At 71.1% G+C, this 24121-nt stretch carries 20 protein-coding genes; 9 read left to right on the top strand and 11 right to left on the bottom strand.

The genetic code is table 11. The annotated features are described in order from the left end of the window. The first annotated feature begins 14 nt into the window (after positions 1–14). The 3 genes from KJK29_RS25085 to KJK29_RS25075 are packed head-to-tail and all read left to right on the top strand — an operon-like array spanning position 15 to position 2733. Positions 15–1439 carry an FGGY-family carbohydrate kinase gene (locus tag KJK29_RS25085; protein ID WP_215121383.1) on the top strand — a complete coding sequence of 475 codons (1425 nt, stop codon included), beginning with the start codon at positions 15–17 and terminating at the stop codon, positions 1437–1439. A 26-nt stretch (positions 1440–1465) separates the two neighbouring features. Beyond that, positions 1466–2506, top strand: coding sequence for a glycerophosphodiester phosphodiesterase family protein (locus KJK29_RS25080; RefSeq protein WP_215121382.1), 1041 nt, complete (start codon positions 1466–1468; stop codon positions 2504–2506). Continuing rightward, positions 2506–2733 (top strand): hypothetical protein, encoded by a 228-nt coding sequence (locus KJK29_RS25075; RefSeq protein WP_215121381.1) that lies wholly within the window; start codon positions 2506–2508, stop codon positions 2731–2733. The genes KJK29_RS25080 and KJK29_RS25075 overlap by 1 nt, the downstream gene beginning before the upstream one ends. 3 nt (positions 2734–2736) lie before the next feature. Here the strand turns inward: KJK29_RS25075 and KJK29_RS25070 are convergent, their stop codons facing one another. Next, entirely contained in the window at positions 2737–3375 is a 639-nt protein-coding gene (locus tag KJK29_RS25070) for a mycothiol-dependent nitroreductase Rv2466c family protein (protein ID WP_215121380.1), read from the bottom strand. 137 nt (positions 3376–3512) lie between these two features. On the opposite strand from KJK29_RS25070, the gene pepN reads away from it, so the two are divergent. From pepN to KJK29_RS25050, 4 genes are all read left to right on the top strand, one after another. Next, positions 3513–6101, top strand: coding sequence for an aminopeptidase N (gene pepN, locus KJK29_RS25065; RefSeq protein ID WP_215121379.1), 2589 nt, complete (start codon positions 3513–3515; stop codon positions 6099–6101). A gap of 197 nt (positions 6102–6298) precedes the next feature. Further along, positions 6299–7339: a hypothetical protein gene (locus tag KJK29_RS25060; RefSeq protein WP_215124629.1), complete on the top strand. Its 1041-nt coding sequence runs from the start codon at positions 6299–6301 to the stop codon at positions 7337–7339. 268 nt (positions 7340–7607) lie between these two features. Continuing rightward, positions 7608–8219 (top strand): ECF RNA polymerase sigma factor SigK, encoded by a 612-nt coding sequence (sigK, locus tag KJK29_RS25055; protein ID WP_215121378.1) that lies wholly within the window; start codon positions 7608–7610, stop codon positions 8217–8219. Further along, complete coding sequence (locus KJK29_RS25050) at positions 8216–8959, top strand: anti-sigma factor (protein ID WP_215121377.1); 744 nt, start codon at positions 8216–8218, stop codon at positions 8957–8959. The genes sigK and KJK29_RS25050 overlap by 4 nt, the downstream gene beginning before the upstream one ends. Positions 8960–9207: 248 nt before the next feature. Here the strand turns inward: KJK29_RS25050 and KJK29_RS25045 are convergent, their stop codons facing one another. The 7 genes from KJK29_RS25045 to KJK29_RS25015 form a co-directional block, all read right to left on the bottom strand. Continuing rightward, positions 9208–9906, bottom strand: coding sequence for a 4'-phosphopantetheinyl transferase family protein (locus tag KJK29_RS25045; protein ID WP_215121376.1), 699 nt, complete (start codon positions 9904–9906; stop codon positions 9208–9210). 12 nt (positions 9907–9918) lie between these two features. Then, positions 9919–10905: a 2,3-diaminopropionate biosynthesis protein SbnA gene (gene sbnA, locus KJK29_RS25040; RefSeq protein WP_215121375.1), complete on the bottom strand. Its 987-nt coding sequence runs from the start codon at positions 10903–10905 to the stop codon at positions 9919–9921. A gap of 44 nt (positions 10906–10949) precedes the next feature. Beyond that, complete coding sequence (gene sbnB / locus KJK29_RS25035; protein WP_215121374.1) at positions 10950–12023, bottom strand: 2,3-diaminopropionate biosynthesis protein SbnB; 1074 nt, start codon at positions 12021–12023, stop codon at positions 10950–10952. Continuing rightward, a complete protein-coding gene (locus tag KJK29_RS25030) occupies positions 12020–13006 on the bottom strand; it encodes a TauD/TfdA family dioxygenase (protein ID WP_215121373.1) in 987 nt (328 codons plus the stop codon). Before KJK29_RS25030 ends, sbnB begins: the two co-directional genes overlap by 4 nt. 7 nt (positions 13007–13013) lie before the next feature. Then, a complete protein-coding gene (locus KJK29_RS25025) occupies positions 13014–15467 on the bottom strand; it encodes a non-ribosomal peptide synthetase (protein WP_215121372.1) in 2454 nt (817 codons plus the stop codon). Next, positions 15467–17953, bottom strand: coding sequence for a Pls/PosA family non-ribosomal peptide synthetase (locus KJK29_RS25020; RefSeq protein WP_215121371.1), 2487 nt, complete (start codon positions 17951–17953; stop codon positions 15467–15469). The genes KJK29_RS25025 and KJK29_RS25020 overlap by 1 nt, the downstream gene beginning before the upstream one ends. A 488-nt stretch (positions 17954–18441) precedes the next feature. After that, entirely contained in the window at positions 18442–18858 is a 417-nt protein-coding gene (locus tag KJK29_RS25015) for an ATP-binding protein (RefSeq protein ID WP_215121370.1), read from the bottom strand. A gap of 201 nt (positions 18859–19059) precedes the next feature. Between KJK29_RS25015 and KJK29_RS25010 the strand changes: the two genes are divergently transcribed. Further along, positions 19060–19941 carry a helix-turn-helix domain-containing protein gene (locus tag KJK29_RS25010; RefSeq protein WP_215121369.1) on the top strand — a complete coding sequence of 294 codons (882 nt, stop codon included), beginning with the start codon at positions 19060–19062 and terminating at the stop codon, positions 19939–19941. 3 nt (positions 19942–19944) lie between these two features. Further along, positions 19945–20163, top strand: coding sequence for a DUF397 domain-containing protein (locus tag KJK29_RS25005; protein WP_215121368.1), 219 nt, complete (start codon positions 19945–19947; stop codon positions 20161–20163). 7 nt (positions 20164–20170) lie between these two features. On the opposite strand, the gene KJK29_RS25000 is transcribed toward KJK29_RS25005, so the two are convergent. From KJK29_RS25000 to KJK29_RS24990, 3 genes are all read right to left on the bottom strand, one after another. Next, on the bottom strand, positions 20171–21313 hold the full coding sequence (locus KJK29_RS25000) for a serine hydrolase domain-containing protein (protein ID WP_215121367.1): 1143 nt from the start codon (positions 21311–21313) through the stop codon (positions 20171–20173). Between the two features lie 125 nt (positions 21314–21438). Beyond that, positions 21439–23199, bottom strand: coding sequence for a TIGR03767 family metallophosphoesterase (locus KJK29_RS24995; protein WP_215121366.1), 1761 nt, complete (start codon positions 23197–23199; stop codon positions 21439–21441). 231 nt (positions 23200–23430) lie between these two features. Then, positions 23431–23907, bottom strand: coding sequence for an NUDIX hydrolase (locus tag KJK29_RS24990; protein WP_251057926.1), 477 nt, complete (start codon positions 23905–23907; stop codon positions 23431–23433). Positions 23908–24121 lie beyond the last annotated feature (214 nt).

Raw genomic sequence — 24121 nt, 5'->3', positions numbered from 1 at the left:
GGGAGGAGAGCCGCATGTACGTCGGTATCGATGTGGGCACGTCCATGGTCAAGGCGGCGGCCTTCGACGCGGCGGGACGCCAACTGGCCGTGGAATCCCGGTCGGTGGCCCTCTCGCTGCACGGCGGGGTCGTCGAGCAGGACATGGAGGAGGTGTACGGGGCGGTCGTGGCTGTCCTCCGTGAGGTCACCGCACGTGTCCCGGAACCGGTCGAGCTGGCCGGGCTCACCGGGCAGGGCGACGGGGTGTGGCTGGTCGACGGCGAGGGGCGGCCCGTGCGGCCCGCGGCCTCCTGGATGGACGGCCGGGCGCACGAGCTGGTCGACCGGTGGCTGGCCGACGGCACCTTCGAGACGGTGTTCCGGCGGACGGGCAGCGCGATGTTCCCCGGGTGTCCGGGGCCGCTGCTGGCCTGGCTGGACGGCAACGAACCGAAGACGCTGGATGCCGCGAAGGCCGCCCTGTACTGCAAGGACATGGTGTTCCAGCGGCTGACGGGGGCCGGTCCGACGACGGATGTGTCGGACGCCTCGATGCCCTTCCTCGACCCGCGGACCCGGACGTACGACAACCGGGTGGTGGAGTTGCTGGGGCTGACCCACCGGCGCGGTCTGCTCGCCCCGGTGAGCGACCCGGTCGCGACGGCCGAGGCGCTCGGCGAGGGCCTGCCGTCCGGCACCCGGGTCGCGAACGGCCCCTACGATCTGCCGGCCTGCGCGCTGGGCGCCGGGGTGACGTCCCCGGGCGACGGGCTGCTGATCGTCGGCACCTGTCTGGCCAGCCTGGTCGCCACGACCGAGCTGGACCTGAGCGGCGAACCGGCGGGCCTGTACATCTCCACGGACCGGCCCGGTCACTGGCTGCGCGCCATGCCCGCGATGGTCGGCACGGCGGCACTGGACTGGGTGCTGTCGACGACGGGGGTGCGGCACGACGAGGTGGACGGCCTGCTGGCCGAGACCCCGCCGGGCGCGAACGGCGTCCGGGTGCTGCCGTACTTCGCGCCCTCCGGTGAACGCGCCCCCTTCGTGGAGCCGCGACTGCGCGCCGAACTCCTCGGTGTCTCCCTGGAGTCGACCCGGGGCGATCTGGTCCGCGCCACCTGCGAGGGCATCGGGTACGCGGCCCGGCACTGCCTGGAGGCGGCGGGCCTCACCGGAAATCTGGCCGTGTGCGGCGGCGGCACCCGCAGCCCCGCCTGGATGCGGCTGCTCGCCGACGTACTCGGCAGGCCGCTGCGGGTCGTCGAGGGCGAGGTGGGCGCGCGGGGCGCGGTCCTGGCGGCGGCCGAGCGGTACGGGGTGCCGCTGGAGGCGGCGGAGTGGACCCGGCCGACGGAGGTCGTCGAGCCGGATCCGGGGCGGGCCGCGTTCTACACGCGAGGTTACGAGGAGCACCTGGTCCGGCTGGCGCAGGCGCGGGCCCGGGCCCGTACGTGAACCACTCGACTCTGAAGGGGAGTTGCATGCAGCTCGGACGGAGATCCCTCCTGCTCGCGGCGACGGCGGGAACCGCCACGGCGGCCACGGCGGCCACGGCCGCACCGGCGGCGGCCGAACCGCGCAAGGGCCCGGTGGTCATCGGCCATCGCGGCGCGGCCGGCTGGCGCCCGGAGCACACGGCCGCCTCGTACGCGTACGCCGTGCAGACGGGCGCGGACTGGATCGAACCGGACCTGGTGCCGACGAAGGACCATGTGCTCGTCGTCCGGCACGAGAACGAGATCTCCCAGACGACCGATGTGGCCGGACACCCCGAGTTCGCGGACCGCCGTACGACGAAGACGGTCGACGGCCGGGCCGTGACGGGATGGTTCACGGAGGACTTCACCCTCGCCGAGCTGAAGACGCTGCGGGCGGTGGAGCGGCTGCCCCAGGTCCGCAACCGCAACACGGTCTTCGACGGTCGTGAGGAGGTGATGACCTTCCAGGAGGTCGTGGAGCTGGCGCGGCGGCTGTCGCGGAGCCACGGCCGGACGATCGCCGTCTTCCCGGAGACCAAGCATCCGACGTACTTCCGGTCCCTCGGGCTGCCGTTGGAGCCGAAGCTCGCGGCCGTGATCCGCCGCGAGCGGCTCGGCCGGCGCGAGTGCGTCGTGCAGTCCTTCGAGCCGACGAGCCTCCAGCGCATGACGGGGCTGGGTGTGCCGCTGTGGCAGGCGCTGGGGACGACGGGCGGGCCGTACGACCTGCCCGGGCGGACCTACAAGGAGATGATGACGCCGGCGGGCCTGGCGGAGATCGCGGAGTACGCGGACTGGATCGGGCCGGACAAGGCGTCGCTCGTCGGCACCTCTCTCCTCGCGGACGCCCATGCCGCGGGTCTGCGCGTGGGCCCGTACACCTTCCGCGCGGAGAACCAGTTCCTGCCGGCACAGTTCCGGCGCGGAAGCGGAGCGAACGATTTCGGGGACGCGTTCGCCGAGTACGCGCTGTACTACCGGTGGGGAGTCGACGCGGTCGTGACCGACTTCCCCGACCTGGCGGTGATGGCTAGGAGGGGCTGATGACGGTGAACCGGGCGTGCCGGACCTGCGGCACCATGCAGGAGTTCCGGAGGTTCAACCCCGCCGAGCGGGCGGCTGTCCTGGCGGAGAAGGGGCACGGGCACTTCGTGGACGACTACTGGCGCTGCACCGCTGTCGGCTGCCGGTGGTACCAGCGCTACCTCAACCGCGGCGAGGACGGCCTGCTCCCGGAGGAACTCCGGATCCAGGCCGCCCCCGTCGAGTGAGCCCTACAGGTTGGAGAAGTCAGGACCCTTGGTGCGGGTGCGCTTGATCTCGTAGAAGCCGGGGACCGAGGCCACCGCGAGGGTGCCGTCCCAGAGGCGGCCGGCCTCGTCGCCCTGCGGGGCGGGGGTGACGACCGGGCCGAAGAAGGCGATCTGCTCGCCGTCGGAGCCGGGCACGGCGATGACCGGGGTGCCGACCTCCTGGCCGACCTTCTCGATGCCCTCCTTGTGGGAGGCGCGCAGCTCGGCCTCGTAGGGCGTGGAGTCCCAGTGCTCGATGAGGGACGCGGGCAGGCCGACGTCCTCCAGGGCGGCGGCGACGATCTCCTTGCCGGGGCCCCCGCCCTGGTTGTGGATGCGGGTGCCGAGGGCGGTGTAGAAGTCGCCGAGGACCTCGGCGCCGTGCTCCTGCTGCGCGGCTATGACGACCCGGACGGGGCCCCACGCCTTGGTCTCCAGCAGCTCGCGGTACTCCTGGGGCAGGTCGTCGAGCTTGTCCTCGTTGAGGACGGCCAGGCTCATGACGTGCCAGCGCACCTCGATGTCCCTGACCTTCTCCACCTCCAGCACCCAGCGGGAGGTCATCCATGCCCAGGGGCACAGCGGGTCGAACCAGAAGTCGACGGGGGTCTTGTCCGACATGTCTCTCCTCAAGAGGAAACCGTTTCCTCCGGGAACGCCGGTGCTCGCTCCGGTCATTCCCGGTCCCTGCCGTCAGGGGCACATGGCAGGATCGGTGCTGTTCAGCAGTACCCCACGACACATGAGGAGTGCCGCCCGTGCCCGGTGAGAATCTGTCCCGCGACGAGGCCCGGGAGCGGGCCGCCCTGCTGAGCGTCGACGGGTACGAGGTGTCCCTCGACCTGCGGTCCGCGGTCGGCGAGGACGACGGCGCCGGGCCCCGCACCTTCCGCTCGGTGACGACGCTGCGCTTCCGCTGCAACGAGCCGGGGGCGAGCAGCTTCGCCGATCTGATCGCGCCGAGTGTGACGGCCGTCTCACTCAACGGCCGTGATCTGGACCCCGGTGAGGTCTTCGACGGCTCCCGGATCACGCTGGAGGACCTGGCTGCCGACAACGAGCTGGTCGTCGACGCCCAGTGCGCCTACTCTCGCACCGGTGAGGGCCTGCACCGCTTCGTCGACCCCGAGGACGGCGAGGTGTACCTGTACACGCAGTACGAGCCGGCCGACTCCCGCCGGGTCTTCGCGAACTTCGAGCAGCCCGACCTCAAGGCCCCCTTCCGCTTCGAGGTGCGGGCGCCGGAGGGCTGGACGGTGTGGAGCAATGGCGTCGGCGAACTCGCCGACGGCGTCTGGCGGTTCGCGGAGACCAAGCCGATCTCGACGTACATCACGTGTGTGGTGGCGGGCCCGTACCACTACGTGACGGACTCCTACTCCCGTACGTATCCGGACGGCACGACGCTGGAGATCCCCCTCGGCGCGCTGTGCCGCAAGGGCCTCGCGCCCCACTTCGACTCCGACGACGTCTTCCTGGTCACCAAGCAGGGCCTGGACTTCTTCCACGACCACTTCGACTACCCGTACCCGTTCGGGAAGTACGACCAGGCGTTCGTGCCCGAGTACAACCTGGGCGCGATGGAGAACCCGGGCCTGGTGACGTTCCGGGAGGAGTTCATCTTCCGCGGGAGGGTGACGCAGGCGTCCTACGAGGGCCGGGCCAACGTCATCCTGCACGAGATGGCGCACATGTGGTTCGGCGACCTGGTCACCATGGAGTGGTGGGACGACCTGTGGCTGAAGGAGTCCTTCGCGGACTTCATGGGCGCGTTCTCGCTCGTCGGCGCGACCCGCTTCGCGGGCGGCTGGATCACCTTCGCCAACCGCCGCAAGGCCTGGGCCTACCGCGCCGACCAGCTGCCCTCCACGCACCCGGTCACGGCGGACATCCGCGATCTGCAGGACGCCAAGCTGAACTTCGACGGCATCACGTACGCCAAGGGCGCGTCGGTGCTGAAGCAGCTCGTGGCGTACGTCGGGCAGGACGCGTTCCTGGAGGGCGCCCGGCGCTACTTCAAGCGGCACGCGTACGGCAACACGCGCCTGGGCGATCTGCTGTCGGTGCTGGAGGAGACCAGCGGCCGGGACATGAGCGCCTGGGCGCGGTCCTGGCTGCAGACGGCCGGGGTGAACTCGCTGACCCCGCAGGTGCTGCTCGGCCCGGACGGCCGCGTCGAGGAGCTGGCGGTGGTGCAGGAGGCCGCCGAGTCGCACCCGGAACTGCGCCCGCACCGGGTGGCGGTGGGCCTGTACCGGGTGACGGACGGCGGCACGCTGGAGCGGTACGCGCGCACCGAGACCGACGTCGACGGCGCCCGGACGGTGGTGGCGGACCTGGCCGGTGCCGAGGCCCCCGACCTGGTGCTGGTCAACGACGACGACCTCACCTACTGCAAGATCCGCTTCGATACGACCTCCCTGGCGACGCTGCGCGAGCACCTGGGGTCGGTGACCGATCCGCTGGCGCGCGCCCTGTGCTGGTCGGCGCTGTGGAACATGACCCGGGACGCGCTGCTCCCGGCGCGGGACTTCGTCGACCTGGTGCTGCGGTTCGCGGGGCGCGAGTCCGAGATCGGCGTGCTCCAGATGCTGCACGCGTGGGCCGAGTCGGCCCTCACGCACTACACGGCACCCGGACGGCGGGAGGCGGCCGGACGGCTGCTCGCCGAGGGCGCGCGGCGCGAGCTGTACGCGGCCGGGGCGGGCAGCGAGCACCAGCTCGCGTGGGCGCGGTTCTTCGCCCGGGTGGCCGCCGCCGACACCGACTTCGAGCTGCTGCGGGACCTGCTGACGGGCGCGGTGGCGGTCGAGGGCCTCGACCTGGACCAGGAGCTGCGCTGGGTGTTCCTGGAGCCGCTGGCCGCGCACGGGGTGGTGGACGAGAAGGTGCTGGCCGAGGAGCTGGCCCGGGACGACACCGCCTCCGGCAAGCGTCACCAGGTGCGCTGTCTGGCCGCCCGCCCGTCGGAGGCGGTCAAGGCGCAGGCGTGGGCGCAGGTCGTGGAGTCGGACGCGCTGTCCAACGCCATGGTCGAGGCGACCATCTCGGGCTTCGAGCAGGGCTCGCAGCGCGATCTGCTCGCCCCGTACGCGGCGAAGTACTTCGCGGCGATCGAGCGGGTGTGGGCCGAGCGGTCGATCCAGATCGGCATGCATGTGGTGTCGGGCCTGTTCCCGTCGCTCCAGCAGTCCCAGGAGACCCTCGACGCCACGGACGCCTGGCTGGACTCCCACCGGGAGGCGGCCCCGGCCCTGCGCCGGCTGGTTCTGGAGGCCCGGGACGATCTGGCGCGGGCTCTGCGGGGGCAGGCGTGCGACGCGACTGCCGGTTCGACAGGGCCCTGACACCTTTGGCCTGAGATTTCGGGTTCCGTCACCGTTACGGAATACAGGCAATCACAGCCGTAACCCTGGTCCGCACCCGAACGGACCAGGGGGTTTCGGCATCCGAACATCCGTCCTTTAGTGCCGGATTGTCCGCATGTGTCGACGGGCCTGTAACAGGGGTTAAAAGGCGGGTCCGAAGCGGGAAATTGCCGGTCATGACGCACAACACCCCGCTCTCCCCCCGCCCCCTGCACGACCTGACCGGCCGCGGCCGGCTCCGGGTGATGACGGTCGCGCGGCTCCGCGCGCACGGTGTCTCGACGGCCCAGATGACCGAGCAGTGCATCCCCGGCGGCCCCTGGCAGCAGTTCCTCCCCGGCGTCGTCCTGCTCCACCCGGGCCCGCCGACCAGCGAGGAGCGGCTGCACGCGGTGCTGATGTACGCGGCACGGGAGCGCGGCACGGGTGTTCCCGCCCAGCCCGCCGCGGACGGCTCCGGCGCCCCCGCCCCGCCCGAGGCGATGATCACGGGTCTGGCCGCGCTGACGCTGCACGGCTTCTCCTCCACTCCCCCGCTGCCGTCCCTGGACGCGATCGACGTCCTGGTCCCGCGGATGCGCCGGCTGCGCTCGACGGGCTGTGCGCGCATCGTCCGGGGGGTGGCGCTGCCGGTCCCCGAGCAGGTCACCGGTCTGCCGGTGGCGCCCGTCGCCCGTGCGCTGGCCGACGCGGTGGCAGGCCTCGCGGACGCCGTGATCGTGCGCCGGCTGATGACGGAGGCGGTGCGCGGCGCGTACTGCGAGCCGGCCGCGGTGGTGCGGGAGCTGAACCAGGCCCGGCTGCTGAGCCGCCCGCACGTGGTGGACGCGGTGGACTCCCTGCTGGCCGAGGGCCGGGCGATCGCGGAGGACCGCCTGTACCGGATGGTGCGCGAGTACGGCCTTCCCGACCCGGTGTGGAACGTGGACCTGCGCCTGCCCGGCGGCCCCTACCTCGGCGGCCTGGACGCCTACTGGCCCGACCAGGCGGTGGCCCTGGAGCTGGACACCCGGGCGCCCCGGCAGAACGACGAGGCGCAGTGGTCGGAGTACGCCCGCAAGCGCGAGCACCTGGAGCGGCTCGGCATCACGGTCGTCCACATCACGCCCAGGAAGCTCCGCGACTCGGTGGAGCAGCAGGCGGCGGTCGTCCGCACGGCCCTGATGGCGGCGGCCGACCGCGAACCGGCCGCGTATGTCGTGGCGCTGCCCCGGTAGGGAGGGACCCGGGGGCGGGGGCGGGACAGGAGGGGGAGGAGGGGCCGCCGGTGACTCCGGCGGCCCCTCCTCGTGTTCCGGCGGCCCCTGATCTTGATCTGTCGGGCCGACGGCTACGAACTAGCAGTGGAAACGCGCCGCCTCGCCGCGCGTGAGACCGGCCGGACGCCTGCTGCGGCAGACAGGTGAATCTGTCAGACGTACGGGTTCGGACCGGATGCGCCGCCCGTGGAAGAGGGCCAGTGTCGAGCTGAGCCGAGGAGGCGCGATGGACCGAGGAGCCGGAGCCCAGAGGGAAGGTGACACCCAAGGGGGACGGACGGCGGCCGCGGACGACCCCGGCCTGGACCGGCTGCTCGTCCGCGCCGCCGACGGCGACGAGGAGGCCTTCGCCGAACTGTACGACGCCCTGGCGCACACGGTGCTGGGACTGGCCACCCGCGTGATCCGGGACAAGGCGCAGGCGGAGGAGGTGACCCAGGACGTGATGGTGGAGGTGTGGCGGACCGCCGACCGGTTCCGGCCGGCGCGCGGGGCCGCCCGGAACTGGGTCCTCACCCTCGCGCACCGCCGCGCGGTGGACCGGGTCCGGTCCGTCGCCGCGGGCCGCGCACGCGAGCTGCGCGCCGCCGTCCGGGAGCAGGAGCGGTCCTTCGACACCGTCGCCGAGGAGGTCGAGACGCGGGAGGAGCAGCGGGTCGTCTTCCGCTGCCTGACCGAACTGACCCGCGAACTGAGGCTGCCGCTGGTGCTGGCCTACTACGAGGGGCTGACCTACGCGGAGGTCGCCGAGGCCCTCTCGATGCCGGCCGGCACCGTCAAGTCGCGGATGCGTCAGGGGCTGCGGCGTCTGCACGACTGTATGGAGGCCGGCTCGTGAACCTCACCGACGATCCCCACCTCGCTGTCGGCGCGTATGTGCTGCACGCGCTGCCGGCCGGTGAGAGAGCCGCGTTCGAGGAGCACCTGGCCGACTGCGCCTCCTGCCGTGCGGAGGTCGATCAGGCCTCCGGGGCGGCCGTCGCGATGGGGGCGACAGAGACGAGCACACCCCCTGCGGACCTGCGCCGCCGGGTGCTGGAGCGGATCGCGGCCGTACCCCAGGACCGGACCGTCGCGGCACAGGCCCGGCGGCGACGCCGTGGGCAACGGGCTCTCCGGCTGGCGCTGGCGGCGTCCCTGGCGGCGGCAGCGGCCCTCGGCGGCATCGCCTGGTGGCAGAGCTCGGAGGCCGACTCCGCGCGCGAGGAGGCCGCCCAGGACCGTGCCGGATACCGGCAGCTCGCCGATGTCCTGGCCGCGCCCGACGCCACGATCAGCACGGGTGAGCTCGCGCGCGGCGGCACCGCGAGTGTGATCGCCTCCCGGGCGCAGGGACAGTCCGCGTTCATCGCCTCCGGGCTGCCGCCGCTCACCGACGACCAGGTCTACCAACTCTGGTACGCCCGACCGGGGCAGTTCCGGCCGGCCGGACTGGTGTCAGGGTCGGGCGGACGCCAGGCGTACGTCCTGGACGGCCGCCTCGGCGGGGCCACGGCCGTCTGCGTCACGGTGGAACCATCAGGCGGCTCCCGCCAGCCCACGACCGACCCGGTCGGCGTCATCTCCGTCCCGGCGTGAGGGTCAGCGATCCCGGCCTGACGGTCACCGTCCCCGGCGTGACGGTCAGCGGTCCGGAGTACGGTCACTGCTCGGCCACCGCGATGGCGGCGCGGCCACCTTTCCCGGCATGAACGGGCCCCCCGGGACCGGTCACCGTCCGGCGACCGGCCCCGGGGGGGGGTCAGCGGTCCCGGCCTGGCAGTCACCGTCCCCGGCGTGACAGCCACCAGTCCCGGGCGTGACAGCCACCGCCCCCTGCATGACAGTTACCGCTCAGCCACCGCCACGGCGGCCGCCGCCTCCTCCTCTCCCAACGTCACGTCTTCGACCGTCCAGCCCGGCATCCGGCGCGGCCCCCGCGCACCCGCGCCGAGGTGATCGAGGCGTGGATCGCGTGCGAGTCCGGTGCCGAGCCCTTTCAGATAGGCCTCCTTGCGGGTCCACACACGGGCGAAGGCGGCGGGGCGCAGGTCGGGCGGGTACGCGGCGAGTTCGTCGGCCTCTCGGGGGTGCAGCGTCTCCGTGAGGGCGGCGACGGTGTCCGCGTCGGGCAGCCGCTCGATGTCCGCGCCGACCGCCGTGTCCGCGAAGGCGAGGAGGCAGAGTCCGTCGGTGCGGGAGAGGGAGAAGCACAGGGGCACGCCGGGCACGTCGGGACGCCCGTGCGGGCCCCCGCAGACCGGGCAGGGTCGCCGTACGAACGTCACGTCCGACGGCTCGACTTGGAGGTGGGCGCCGAGGAGCAGGCGCAGGCACACATGGGCGACCCGGTAGCCGTCCCGGTCCGCCGCCCGGCGCAGTGCCGCGGCCCGTGCCCGTTCCCCGCCGTCCAGCAGTGTGTCGGCGAGCGGGGCCACGATGTCGCGGAGTTCCTCCACCCGGGCCAGCCACACGCGGGGCCGGCCGGGGCGGGGCGGCTCCGGAGGCCGGGCCCAGGCGGCGGATGTCAGCCGCTCGGGACGCATGACCGTCCTCGGTCAGTCGGAGGGCGCCGTCCCCACGGCGCGGGGGTCCGTGATCACCTCGTCGCCGTACAGGGCCTCCACCCAGTTGCTCTGGTAGATCGTGTCGAGATAGCGCTCGCCGAGGTCCGGGGCGATCGCGACGGGCGTGAGGCCCGGAGCTCCGTGCCGGGCCAGCCAGTTCGTCGCCCCGCTGACGACCGTGCCGGTCGACCCGCCGAACAGGAAGCCCTGCCTCGCCATGGTCCGGCAGGTGCGGATGGCGTCGGCCTCCTCGACACGCACCGCCTCGTCGACGTAACCGTCGTCGAGCAGCGGAGGCCTGAGGCTCATGCCGAGGCCGGGGATCATCCGCCGTCCGGGCGGGTCGCCGAAGATGGCGGAACCGACGCTGTCCACCGCGACGATCCGCACCGGCCGGTGCCAGGAACGGAACCAGCGGGCGCAGCCCATCAGCGTGCCGGTCGTGCCGACGCCGATGAACAGGACGTCCAGGCGCGGGAACCAGCGGGCGATGGCCGGGGCCGTGCGGAAGTAGTGCGCCCGCCAGTTGTCGGGGTTGGTGTACTGACTCAGCCACACATAGCGGTCGTCCGAGGCGCACAGGGCACGCAGGTACGCCAGCCGCGCGCCCAGCAGACCGCCGGTGGCGTGCTCGTCGGAGACGACGTGGACCTGGCTGCCCAGGGCCTCCATCATCAGCCGGGTGGCGAGGTTGCACCGGGAGTCCGTCACACAGACGAAGCGGTAGCCCTTGCTCGCGGCGATCATGCTCAGCGCGACGCCGAGGTTGCCGGAGGAGGACTCGACCAGGATCGAGTCCCGCTTGAGGGTTCCACCGCGCTCGGCGGACTCCACCATCTCGGTGGCGGCCTTCAGTTTGATCGAACCGGCGAAGTTGAAGCCCTCGCACTTGAGGAAGAGCCGGTGTCCCGTCATCGGCTGGAGGTCGACGTACAGGTCCTCCTCGTTGAAGGCGTGGGGTACGGAAATGACAGGCACGATGTTCTCCTCGTACGGGGCCGGCCGGAGGACGGGTTTCGCCCTCAGCCGTGCCGGCTCAGTTCGTGAAAGAAGTGGTCGATGACCCGCAATTGGCCGGAGCGGGCCACTTCGTCGTAGACGTAGGCGCCGACCGCGAGGTCCAGCACGCCCAGCCCGAACGGTGAGAAGACCACCGGACGCCCGGCCGGGACCGTCACCCGGCCCGCCATCACATCGTCGAGCGTGCCGAGCAGGAAGTCGCGGTTGCCGGTGAGGCGTTCGGTGAGGTGCGGTGAGGTGGCGGCCCGCAGGCAGTGGTCGATGTCGTCGACGACGTTGGTGGCGCCGAGCAGCACCTCGGGGGCGAGGTCGCGCAGCGACACGTGCAGCACCACCGGGTTGTGCCGGAACCACGCCGGCTCGGTGATGTGCGGCCGGTCGGCGACCGTGGCGAAGACGATCAGGTCGCTGAGGCGGATCAGTTCCTCGGCGCTGCCGTGCACGGTGACGCGTCCGACGGCCCCGGACTGCTCCAGGTAGGTGCGGAAGCCCGCGGCGCTGTCGGGCGACAGGTCGTGCACGCCGATGGCGTCGAAGGACCAGCCGGTGCCCTCCAGATAGGTGTGGATGTAACGGGCGATCAGCCCCGCCCCGACGAACCCCAGCCGGGCCGGGCGCGGCCGTCCCCTGCTGAGCCGGTCGGCGGCCGACGCGGCGGACGCGGCGGTCCTGGCGGCGCTGATGATCGAGCTCTCCATGCAGGCGAAGGGGTAGCCCGTGACGGGGTCGTTGAGGATGAGGACGGCGGACGCGCGGGGGATGCCCGAGGCGACGTTGGCGGGGAAGCTGGAGATCCATTTCAGACCGTCCGCCCGGCCCTCACCGCCGAGGGAGGCGGGCAGGGCGATGATCCGCGCCGTCGGCCGGTCGGGGAAGCGCAGGAAGGAGGACGGCGGATTGACCGTACGGCCGGAGCCGTGCAGGCGGTACGTCGACTCGACGACGTCCACGACGGTCTTCTCCCGGCCCTGGAGCACCTCCTTGACCTGGCTTCCGGGGATGACGGCGAAGGACGGCACCACCGGGGTGTCCGTGTCCGCCATGGCGGTCTGCGGGACGGTGTGCAGTGTGGTCATGCCGCTTCCCTCCCCGGCCGCGGTCCCGGCAGGCCAAGACGCACGGGGTCGGCCATCGCCACCACGACGTCCCTCGGCCCCCGGTACGCCTCCCGGCTGTGCGCGGTGCGGACGTTGTCCACGAGCATCAGGTCACCGCGTTCCCAGGGCCGCCGTACGGTGTGGGTCTCGTAGGTCTTGTTGATCTGCTCGACGACGTCCGGGGGCACCGGGTCGCCGTTGCCGTAACGGGTGTTGAAGGGCAGGCCGTCGGGGCCGTACTCGTCGATCAGGAACTCCCTGACCTCGGGCGCCATCGTCCACTCGTTCAGGAACGCGATCTGGTTGAACCAGCAGTCCCGGCCGGAGACCGGGTGCCGTACGACGGCGGGCCGGTGCTGCCAGGTCCGCAGCGAACCGTCCGGCCGCCAGGACCAGTCGATCGCGTGGGCACGGCAGTAGGCCTCGACCTCGCCGCGGTCGTCGGTGCCGAAGGACTGACCGAGTGTCGCGCCGATCCCCTCGTTGTAGGCCCGGGTGAGCAGCCAGCCCTCCCGGGCGAAGCGGTCGACGAGGTCGCCGGGCAACGCCCGCAGCACCGCGGTCGCGTCGGCCAGGGCGGTGGCACCGCCTTCGACGGGCGGCTCCAGGCAGGCGAACAGCAGCAGGCCGGGACACTCGACGGCGTAGCTGAGTTCATGGTGCATGCACATGGGCTGGGTGGGCGGCCACGCCGACGACGAGTAGACGCCGTCCGCGTGGCGGTCACGGGCGGCGAACGCCTCCCGCTCGGTCACGGGACGCTCGGCGACCCGGCGGAGGACCGACTCGACGTCGTCCGGGGTCCGCAGGCCGAGCCCCCGGACGGTGACCGCCCCGTGCTCGCCGACGAGCTCGCGCAGCGCGGCCCGGGCATCCGGAATGTCTTCGGCATCGAGTACCGGAAAACCGTCCGTCGTCTCTGTCGTGGTGGCCCTGTTCTTGCGGAAGAGTGCCGACAGCATGTCGATCTCACCTCTCGTGACTCGTACGGGTGTCGATCAGGTGGGCCAGGTCGGCCAGGACGGGGTGGCCCGTGAGGTCGCGCGGCGAGATCACCCGGTCCAGCGAGACCGCGAGCCGTACCGCCGTCAGGGACGTGCCGCCCAGGTCGAAGAAGTCGTCGTCGCGGCGGATCCGCCCGGGCGGCAGGCCGAGTTCCGCCTCCCAGCGCGCCGCGAGCCGCCGTTCGGCCGGTGTCCGCGGGGCGCCGCCGGATTCCCGGGCCGGGCCGAGGTCCTCGGCGAGCGCCACGAGCGCCTTGCGGTCGGTCTTGCCGTTGGCGGTGAGCGGCAGACGGTCCAGCCGGTGGAAGGACGCCGGGACCATGTACGCGGGGAGCAGATCAGCGAGCCGCTCCCGCAGCTCCTCTGCGCTCACCGCACCGCCGCCCGCACAGAAGGCGGCCAACTGCCGTCCGTGCCCTTCCACTCCACTCACCACGACCGCGCAGTCCGTGACGCCGGGCACCCGCAGCAGCGTGTTCTCGACCTCGCCGATCTCGACCCGGAACCCCCGGATCTTGACCTGCGCGTCCCGGCGACCGAGGAACTCCAGCTTGCCGTCGGGCCGCCAGCGGCCGAAGTCGCCTCCCCGGTAGAGCCGTCGGCCGGGCCGGTGGGGGTCCTCCAGATAGGACTGCGCGGTGCGTTCGGCGTCGTTGACATAGCCGCGCCCCACGCACACCCCGGAGAACACGATGGCACCGGGCGCGCCGAGCGGCACCGGAAGCAGGTTCTCGTCGACGACGTACTGGTGCACGTTGGCGATGGGCCGCCCGATCGGGATCCGGTCACCGGCGGGCGCCCGGTCCATCACCTCGTGGTGGGTGTCGTCGGACGTCTCGGTCAGCCCATAGGCGTTCACCAGACGCACAGCGGGCCCGCCCGCGAACCACCGCTGGACCAGCTCACCGCGCAACGCCTCGCCGGTGACGGACACACACCGCAGATCGGGCAGGTCCCGGGGGACGCGTTCCAGCGCGGACAGGATGACGTCGAGATACGACGGCACGACTTGCAGGACGTTGACGCGTCCTCCGGCGATCCGGTCCAGGAACCGGTCCGCGTCGAGGATGGCGTCCTGCTCGACCAGCAGGGTCCGCCCACCGGTCAGCAGCCCGGCGAGCAGCTGCCACAGCGAGATGTCGAAGCACTGCGAGGCCGTCTGCGCCACCACGGTGCCCTCGCCGATGCCCAGATCGTCGATCTTGGCGTACAGATGGTTGAGCAGCCCGGCGTGCTCGCACAGCGCGCCCTTCGGCTCCCCGGTGGACCCGGAGGTGAAGAAGACGTACGCGAGCCGGTCCGCCGCTATGTCCAGGCCGAGGTCCGTTCCGTCGCCGGCCCCGTCCGCGAGGTCCGGGACGAGCAGCCGCCGGATTCCGGGAAGCGTCTCGAGCGCCCGGTCCAGCCGCCCGGTGCTGCCGGGTTCGGTGAGGACGTACCCACACTCGGCGCGGGTCAGCATCGCGCCGATGCGGCCGGGCGGATGATGCGGGTCGACAGGCAGATACACACCACCGGCCTTGAGGACACCGAGCACACCGACCGCCCAGTGGAGGTCCCGCTCGGTCACCACGGCGACCGTGCCCTCAGGACCGAGCCCCTCGGCCAGCAGGGCACGGGCCGCCCGGTTGGCCCGGGCATTGAGGTCCGCGTACGTGAGGCGGCGGCCCTGCTGAACCACGGCGACGGCGTCCGGATTCCGGCGCACCCGCTCCTCGAACAGTTCATGGAACCGACGGTCCGGCAGCGCCCGGCGCGGCCCAGCCCCCAGCTCGTCGAGCTGGAACCGGAGTTCGTCCGCGGACAGCAGGCTGCCCAGGTCGTGGCGGGAGTCGGGGTCGGCGGCGATCGCCTCCAGCGCGGCGAGGTGGTACCCCCCGATCCGCGCGGCACAGTCGGCGTCCAGCAGATCGGTCCGGTGCCGCAGCCGCAGCACGAGCCGGCCGTTGTCCTCACCTGCCGATACGCCGAGCAGCGGGCCGCCGTCGCCTACCGACGGGACGACGACCTCCTGCCCTGTAGGGGCAAAGACCACCTCAGGCCCGGGCCCGGGCCCGGGCGCAGGCACCTCCGACTCGGCCCGCCCCGCCGCCCGCACCAGCTCACCCCAGGTGCCGGGCCCGACGGTCACCTCGAAGATCCCCGCCCCCGCCGGGGAGAGGTAACCGCTGCGCACCTCGGGATCGCCGGAGAGCAGGGCCAGCACCTTCGCGTGGGCCGCGAGCAGAATCGCGGCGAACGGCACACCGAGTTCACGGGCCCGCGCCCGCAGGGCGGCCGTCACCTCGCCGGGGACACGGCTGACCTGCACCCCACTCCCGGGCACCGGGTCCTTCGCCCACCGGGGCACGGCCGTGAAACCGCCGTCAGCCCGGCTGTCGCTCGCGGGGACGCGGGCCTCGGTCGTTGTCGCCGCCATCACCACGCACCTCCGTCGCCGTCGTCCAGGGGGCGGGCCGGATTGCCCGCCCAGCGGGTGTGTTCGGGGACCGTCTCGCCCTTCATCAGGAAGGAGTCCGCCGTCAGCACGGCACCGTCCCCGACCGTCACGCCGTAGTGCACGAACGCTCCGACGCCGAGGGTGCAGCGGGCGCCGAGCGCGCTGCGGTCCGACTTGAACGTGCCGTCCTCCTGGGAGTGGCACTGCAGGACGCTGCCCGCGTTGAGGGTGCAGTCGTCCCCGATCCGGACCATGGGCCGCTCGGTCACGGCGCAGCCGTCGTCGAAGACCCGGGCCCCGATCCGCACGCCGAGCAGCCGCCAGACGAGGCTCTTGAACGGTGTCCCGTCGAGGACGTGCAGATACGTCTCGGACGGCACCTTCCAGTACCGCTCACGAACCCAGAACCGGCGGTCGTAGATCGAGCAGAACAGCGGCTCCGGCCGGTGCACCACCGTGACGGCCCGCTCCAGGAGGACGTAGTACACCAGGGTGAACGGCAGCAGGAGGGCGTTGGCGAGCGCGAGGGCCGCCGTGCCCCACACCGGGTACTGACTCGCGGCGAGCGCGAACAGCAGAACCACACTGAAGAAGAACAGCCACCCCGTGAGCAGGTGCCAGGCCATGGTGACGGCGTTGTGCCGGTTCTTGGCCGCGAGGCGACGGCCGAGACCGTTCCCGTCCTTGAGTTCGTCGAAGGTGCTGTCCCGCGCCACCGACCGAGGGATCTCGAAGCAGGGCGAGCCGAGCAGTCCGACATCGTGCCGAAGCGGCCCGCTGACGGGAATCGCCACCTTCGTACCCAGCAGGCAGTTGTCGCCGGTCCGCCCACCCACCGGGTAGGCGATCCGGTTCCCGAGGAAGTTGTGCGCCCCGATCGAGGTCCGCGACAGCCGGAACGACGTACTGGAGTACTCGGCGTTCATCAGGGACAACCCGTCGGCGACCATGGTCCCGGTACCCACCGCGCTCAAGAAGGGGCTCTCGTGCTTGACCTGGGTGCCGAAGTTGGAGCCCGTCTGCTCCACAGGTGAGAGGCGATACCCGATCCAGCGCAGGTAGTGGACGATGCACGTGCTGTCGCCGAACAGCCGGGTCAGGGACTTCCTGTTCGTCATCAGGACGATCGTGCGGTGCACGGTGTGGCGGAAGCCGAAGAGCGGGTACGTCCGGCCGGGCCGTACGAAGCTACCCAGCAGCCGGGGGACGGTGGCCAGGACCGCCAGCGCGGCGAGCACCCCGCCGAAGAAGACGACGACCGTGACGATCAGCAGGTCGACATAGAGCACCGTCGCCCCGCCCTTCAGCACGGCGGATCCCTCCAGCATCCGGGAGAGCAGCACGTCCAGGCAGCCCACCGCGAGCGGCAGATACACCAGCAGCGCCGTGAGCAGCATCAGAACCCCGTGCGTCGCTCGCCGCGCGGTGCCGCACCGGGCGGGCTCCACCTCCGGAAAGGCCCCGTCCGCCGGCTGGGCCGGGGAACCGTGCCAGTGCTCACCGTCGGGGACCGTCTGCCCGGTGTGCAGGGAGGACGCGTGCGCGAGCCTGGCCCCGTCCCCCAGCCGGGACCCGATGTCCAGCACCGTCACCTCACTCACGACCGCGCCCCGGCCCAGGGTGACCGGCCCCGTCTCGATCACACCGTCGACCGCGCGGTAGCAACTGAGCAGCGCGTCCTTGCGGACGAGCGTGCCGTCACCGACAGACAGCAGATCGGTGCAGACGGGGGCGCTGCGCGACAGGATCGTCACGCCCTTGCCGATCCGCGCGCCCAGGGCCCTCAGATAGAGCGGGTAGAGCGGCGATCCGGCGAACAGGACCAGCGGGCTCGACCGGATCAGCGTCTTGACCAGCCAGAACCGAAAGTAGGTGAGGCTCCAGACGCGGAACCGCCGTGGCGTGAACCGGCCGATCAGCACCCACTTGGCGACCACGGGCAGGGCACACAGCACGACGAACAGCGCGGCACCGAACACGACGCTCCGTAGATAGGCGTCGAGCAGATGCTCCTGCGCGGCGATCCATTCGTAGCCCTGTGCGGTGACGAAGGCGAGAAGGAAGGAGTAACCGAGGAAGGCCAGCATCTGCAGCGCCCCGCACAGCACACGGTGCGGGCGGCCGGTCGGCGGCACCGGTGTTGTCACCGGTGCCCTGGGCAGTCCCGATGGACTGGGCACCCCGGTTTCGACCGGCGGTCGCGGGGTGCTGTCGACCAGTGCGGCCGCCAGTCCCCCGGCGGTCGGATGCCGGTACACGTCCCGCATCGACACCGCCGGCAGGTCGGGCAGGTTCCGCACCCGTGCGCAGAAGTGCGCCATCACCAGGGAGTCGGCGCCGAGATCATCGAAGAAGTCGCTGTCGATCCGCACCTCGTCCAGATGAGCGACCTCCGCCAGCAACGCGGCGAACCGCTCGGCGACAACGGAGCCCCTGACCACCTCCTGGAGCTGCTGTCCCGCCATGAGAAAACCCCCTCGGGTGCCGACTTTTCTGCTCTGCCTCACTAGGGGTTCGTAGCCGGGCAGCCGAGGTATGGAAGGTCCGGTCGTTCTTCTCGAACTTCTCGAAACGTGAGCGGGTATCTCACCAGCCGGATGCCTCACGCCTCATAGATGGCCGATCGGAGCCCTTCGGCCACCAGCACCTCGCCCTGCCTGGACCAACACCCTCCGTAAGCGCCCAGACGCTCCGATCGCCGCCGATCCCACCCGGCGTGCTGCTCGCTGCGGGCGCGTACGCCCACGCCGCCCGGCAGGCCAACGGGCCGATGACCGCACACAGGGCTCGGCCACCCGCCTTTCCGGGCCGTTCGCTCGCTTCTCTCCCGTGCTGCGGCGAGGCGAGTCAAGGGGCGGCCGAAGGCCGATCGCCGCAGGCGACGCGCAGCGCCCTTTACTCGGCTCGCCGCAGCACGACACTGGCAAAGAAGCGGGCGGCCCCGACAGTTGTGTCACCCACCGGCCGCAAGGCGTGCCCGTACCGTCTTGCCGACCTCCTCGCGCAGGAACCAGTCCAGTTCCTCGGCGATCCCGGACACCACGACCAGACCCCGGCCGGTCTCTCCTCCCGCCCCCTCCCTGACCTCCGGAAACGCCCGTACGGGGTCCGAGACCTCGATGGACAGCCGGCCGTCCTCCAGCACGGCTTGCCGCAACCACAGTTCGTGCCCTACGACCCTGCCGTGCAGTACCGCGTTAGCGACGAGCTCCGACGTGACGAGCACGGCGTCGTCGAGGTCTCCGGCCCAGTTCCACATCGTCAGCCGTCTCCGGGTGTGCAGCCGGGCCAGCCGGACGCTGCGGAGGGTCATGGGGTAGCCCATGGACCAGTCGTGGGTGAGGAGGGCAGGGGTGTGGGGGTGGGGCATGGGGGTCCCTTTCGCTTGAGCTGCCCCTTTACGGTCTCGAGCAGGCCGATCGACCAGCAATCGAAACTCCCCAGAAATTTCAGAGAAGTCAGGATTGGACTATGCCTACATGTGCACATTCACCTGCAGCGCCCGCACAGGCCGTGTCACACTCGGTACACGGGCACAAGCACAGCGTGCTGGATCGAAGGGACAGTGCACATGGCTGCCAAGCGTGGGCGCACGGCACAGCGACTCGAACTTGGTCTGCAACTGCGCCAGTTGCGGGAGAGCTGCGGTCTCGGCGATCGAGGGGGCGGGCTCACCCGTAAGCAGGCGGTACAAGGGCTGCGTATCTCCGAGGCCTCGCTGCTGCGGATCGAGCAGGGCGCGCTGAACTTCCGGAACATCGGAGATCTGCGGAAGCTGCTGGACAAATACGGGGTCTCCGACGAGGACGTCATCGAGTCGCTGATGAGCCTCAACAAGGAGTCCAACCAGCAGGACTGGCTGACCCAGTACCGGGGGCTCATGCCCGCCGGGATGCCGGCGTTCGTCGGGCTGGAACCCGAGTCCCGCAGCATGAAGGTGTACCACCCGACCCTGGTCTACGGCCTGCTCCAGACGCAACCGTATGCCCGCGCCCTCCTGGAGGCTCACAAGCCCATCGAGGACACCACGGCGGAGTTCGTACGCAGTAGCGTTGAGCTGCGGATGAAGCGCCAGGAGGTGCTCACCCGGGAAAGCCCCGTCAAGCTGCACGTCATCCTCGGGGAAGCCGCACTTCGGTACCCGGTCGGAGGGAGCGAGGTGATGCGCGAGCAGTACACGAGGATCGAGAAGATGTCGGGCTGGGAGCACATCACGATCCAGGTGCTGCCCTTCCGCCCCGGCTATCGCTCGACGAACGACTTCGCGATCCTCGACCTCGGAGACGAACTGCCGCCGCGCGTCCAGATCGACAGCCCGTGGGGAGCCACCCACACCTCGGACAAGCGCCGTGTGGTCGATCGTTTCATCCGTCGGTTCGAAGCCATGACAGCATCAGCCCTGCCGCCCGAGGACACTCCCGACTTCCTGCACCGACTACAACGAGAGCTGTAGACCATGCCCACGCACCCTGCCGCGCACGAACTCGCCTCCGCCCAGTCCTGGTTCAAGTCGTCCTACAGCGACGGCACCGGCCAGAACTGCCTGGAAGCCACCCACCTCTCCCCCTCCATAGCCATCCGCGACTCCAAAACCCCCACCGGCCCCGCCCTGCTCCTCCCCCCGGCCGCGTGGACGGCGTTCCTCACCCATGTAGGCCGAGAAGAGAAGCCGTAGCGACCAGCTACTTACCGCAGAACTCCGCCTCGATGATCGCGTCGGTGCTTCCCGACCAGTCGCCGTTGAAGTTGACGGCGAGGGAGTGCCGGCCGTCCTCGGTCGTCACCACGTCCGTGTTCGAGCCGAAGATGCCGCCGTCGTGGCCCCAGACGTGGACGCCACACTCAAGCTTGCGGTCGACGAGCCCCAGACCGTAGCGGTTGGTGTCGCGGCTGGAGGGAATCGTGGTCTTCATCTCCTTCAGCTGCTCGGGCCGAAGCAGCTTGCCCCGGAGCAGGGCCGAGTAGAAGCGGGTCAGGTCGGCCGAGCTGGAGACCATCTGGCCGGAGCCGTAGGCCAGGCGCGGGTTCAGCTCCGTGACGTCGTACGTCGGGCCCGTGTCCGTCTTGGCCAGCTTGGAGTACGCGCGGCTGCTGGGCCGGGGCAGGGTGACCCGGGTGGGGACCGATGTGGAGGACAGCTTCAGCGGGGCGATGATCCGCCGTTCGATCTCGTCGGCGTAGTCGTCGCTGCCCGTGGCCTTCTCGATCACCCGCGCGGCCAGGACGTAGTTGGTGTTGGAGTACGCGAACGACGTGCCCGGCTCATCGAAGTGCGGCTTGTTCCCCATGGCGATGGCGATCGCGTCCTCGGGGGAGGCCTGGTCGAAGCGGTGCTTCATGAAGCCGTCCGGGGTCATGTACTTCTGCTGGAAGCCGGTGTCACGCAGGTAGTCGAAGATGCCGCTGGAGTGGTTGAGGAGCTGGCGCAGCGTGATCTTCCGGCCGTCGTGGCCGTTGCCCCGGACCACGCCCGGCAGCCACTCCTCCACCGTGTCGTCCAGCGACAGCAGTCCCTCCGCCTCCAGTTGCAGGACGACGGTCGCGACGAACGTCTTCGTGACGCTGGCGACCCGGTAGTGGTCCGCCGTCGAACGCGGCTTGCCCGTCTCGAGGTCGCCGACGCCGGCCGTGGCCGCCCAGGTGCCGTGCCCCCGCCGCACGGTCAGGGTCACGCCCGGGACGCCGTCGGCGACCGCGGCCCGTACCGCCTGCCGGGTCGCCTCGTGACCACCGTTGGACGGAGCGGCCAGCGCCGGAGCGGCCAGGGCCGCCGTCAGAGCCACGGCCTTCGCCGCCATCAGGGTCGTACGCAGCTGCTTCCTCATGTCCCCGTTTCCCCCTGTCACATCGAGCTCTGTCACATCGAGCTCTGTCACATCGAGCTGTGTCAGGGGTTGGGACCCCGGCCCCGCCGCCCGGGTTGATCGGGTCCGGCCGGGTTGAGCCGGAATCAGCCCTTCTTCAGCACCAGCTCGGTGTTGCGGTCCTCGGGATCGCCGCCGAGGTTCGGGTTCGCGCCGGGGGCGTTGAGGGACAGCTCGCGGTAGAGGGCCGCGAGGCCGGTCTGGGAGAGGTCGGAGAAGTCCGTGCGGTGCGGGGCCGAGGACTCCACCAGGGTGGTGAACAGGGAGATCGTGCCGTCCTTGTTGTCGGTCAGCTCGATGACCCGGGCGAGCTGGGGGAAGTCGACGTGGGAGGCGGTGGAGATCTCCCAGAAGGTACCGCCGCCGGACATCGAGTGCGGGGTGATGACGTTCTTGTGGATGTGGCCGTTCACCCAGGCGAGCACGTTGCGGTGGCCGCCGAGGAGGGCGAGGACCTCCTGGCCGCTGTGGCGGCGCTCGCCCGGCCGGGACGGGTCGTTGCGGAGGTTCGTCATCGTCTTGCTGGTGTGATGGCTGAAGATCACCGCGTGGGAGTCCTTGTTCTCCCGCAGGGTCTTCTCCAGCCACTTCATCTGGGCCGTGCCGAGGGAGCCCTCGTAGTGGCCGCCCGCGTCGGTGGTGTCCAGGCTGATGCCGATGACGTCGTCGGAGATGCGGAAGACGTAGTACTGGGTGCCCGCGTCCAGGTTGGCGGAGGAGTAGCCGTGACCGGCCGGGCCGATGCCGCGGTGGGCGGGGTCCAGGTGGGCCTGGAGGTACTCGGCCTGAGTGAAGGGGGCGCGGCTCTCGTCGGGCGTGACCGAACGCATGTCACGCGCATGGGACTTGAGGAAGTCGTGATAGCGGACGCCCTGGGGGTCCCGGGCCTTCTTGATCTGCGCCTGGAGCTGCTGCGCCTCCGCCGCGGAGACGTTCATCAGCTTCTTGCCGCCGACGGCGAGTTCGGTGAGGTAGGAGTCGCCGTGCGAGGCGTAGCAGCCCATCGGCAGGGAGTCGTGGTTGCCGACGGTGGAGTACCAGGGCAGGTTGAGGCCGGGGCTGCGGACCTCACGGACTGCGGCCTTGAGGAAGCCGTCGAGCTTGGGGAAGCCGGCCTGCTTGTCGCTGTCGCGGAGGGCGGCGTCCGGCTGCCAGTACTGCTTGAGGCCGCTGTTCTGGACTCCCTCGTAGGTGCGCGGGTCCCCGGTGTTGGGCGTGATGCGCCCGCCGCTCATGATCTTCAGGAACCAGTCCAGCTCGGACTTGGCATTGTTGTCCGTGTTGTCGCCGGTGGTCATGGCGAAGTGCAGCGGGGCGCCGGTGACGGGGGCGCCGCGGAGCGCGTTGATCCGCTCCACCAGCGCGATGGCGCCCTGCACGGTCAGCGCCTCGTGCGGCCGCCAGGCGCGTGTGTCGGCCGAGCGGAGGTACTCCAGGCGCAGCGGGTGCTGGGCGTCGATGATGTGCAGGTCGGTGAGCTGCACGAACGCCGCGAGCGGGGTACGGCGCCCGGCGCGGCCGGACTTGGGCGCGGCCAGGTCGGAGCGCACGACGCGCTGCCAGCCGGGGCCGTCGCCCAGGCGCCGGTAGCCGGAGCCGCCGCGCGGGGTGGCGACGGAGGCGAGGGTGGTGCCCTTGGTGTAGGGGGCCAGCGGCGCGGCGGGTGCCTGGCGCGAGGAGGCGGCGACGGCCTCGGTCGCCCCCTTGGCCGGCGTGGCGGCCTGGCTGTCGCTGGGCCGCAGGGCGTAGCCGACGCCCGCGGAGAGGGCGACCGCGCCGCCGGCGGCGAGGACGGAACGACGGTGGATGCCCTGGCCGGAGCCTGCGACTGAGCGTGTGCGCGACATGCGCTTCTCTCCCCGAGTACGAACGCGTCGGCAGTGGTCGCGGGGCGTTCGTCGAACGAACACCCCGCTCACACTGGATCGTTGGCACCGGGGATGACCTGTACGTAAACGCGACGGCAACGGGCAGCACCGATCACCGTACGTGGATCTTGGCCCACCCTCCGCGTCGACGACCGCTCCGGGAACGGCCCGGAGTCGGTCACTCGGCGTTCATCTTCCGGGGTACTGCAACTATTCCGGACCCATTCCCTGCACCGGGACCCCGTTGAGCCGCCCGCCGGCCGGGCGCTCCCGCCACAGCCTCAGCGCCGTGTCGACCAGCCCGATGCGGACCAGGCCTGGCACGGCGTCGAGGTCCTGCCAGGCGGCGAGGTCGGTGGAGCCGCCCACCTCGTTGCGCAGTTCGCCGCCGGTGATGCGGCCCTCGTAGACGAACCGGACGCCGTGATGGTCCACGGAGCGTCCGAAGCCGTCGCGGAAGACGCGGTGGGAGGAGTCCACGCCGAGCAGTCCGGTCACTTCTATCCGGTACCCGGTCTCCTCCTCCACCTCCCGTCGCACGGTGTCGTAGGGATCCTCGCCGTGCTCCATGCCGCCGCCCGGCATGACCCACTCGGGGGTGCCGTCCTGGGCGGGTGAGCGGGCGAGCAGGATCTGTCCGTCACGGACGCATACGGCGTAGGCCGCCACCCTCAACTTCTCTCGCACCCAGGGACGTTAACCGATTTCGCCGCCTTCAGGACTGATGCCCGCAAAACGCATCGCGGGTTTTCCCCATACATCCATCTCGTTTCGGTCAACAGTCCCCAAAGAGCGTGCCCTTACGCAAAGCTGTGCGATCGTCCGGGCTCGCGTTCGGACCGTTGCGACCAGGGTCGATCGGTCCTGGTCGTTCCCGCTCGTTCCTTTACCAACAAGGGAT

Source organism: Streptomyces koelreuteriae (assembly GCF_018604545.1).
In the GTDB taxonomy this organism is placed as follows: Bacteria; Actinomycetota; Actinomycetes; order Streptomycetales; family Streptomycetaceae; genus Streptomyces; species Streptomyces koelreuteriae.
Note: the sequence above shows the minus strand (reverse complement) of the source record. Positions and strands in the feature narration are given on the sequence as shown.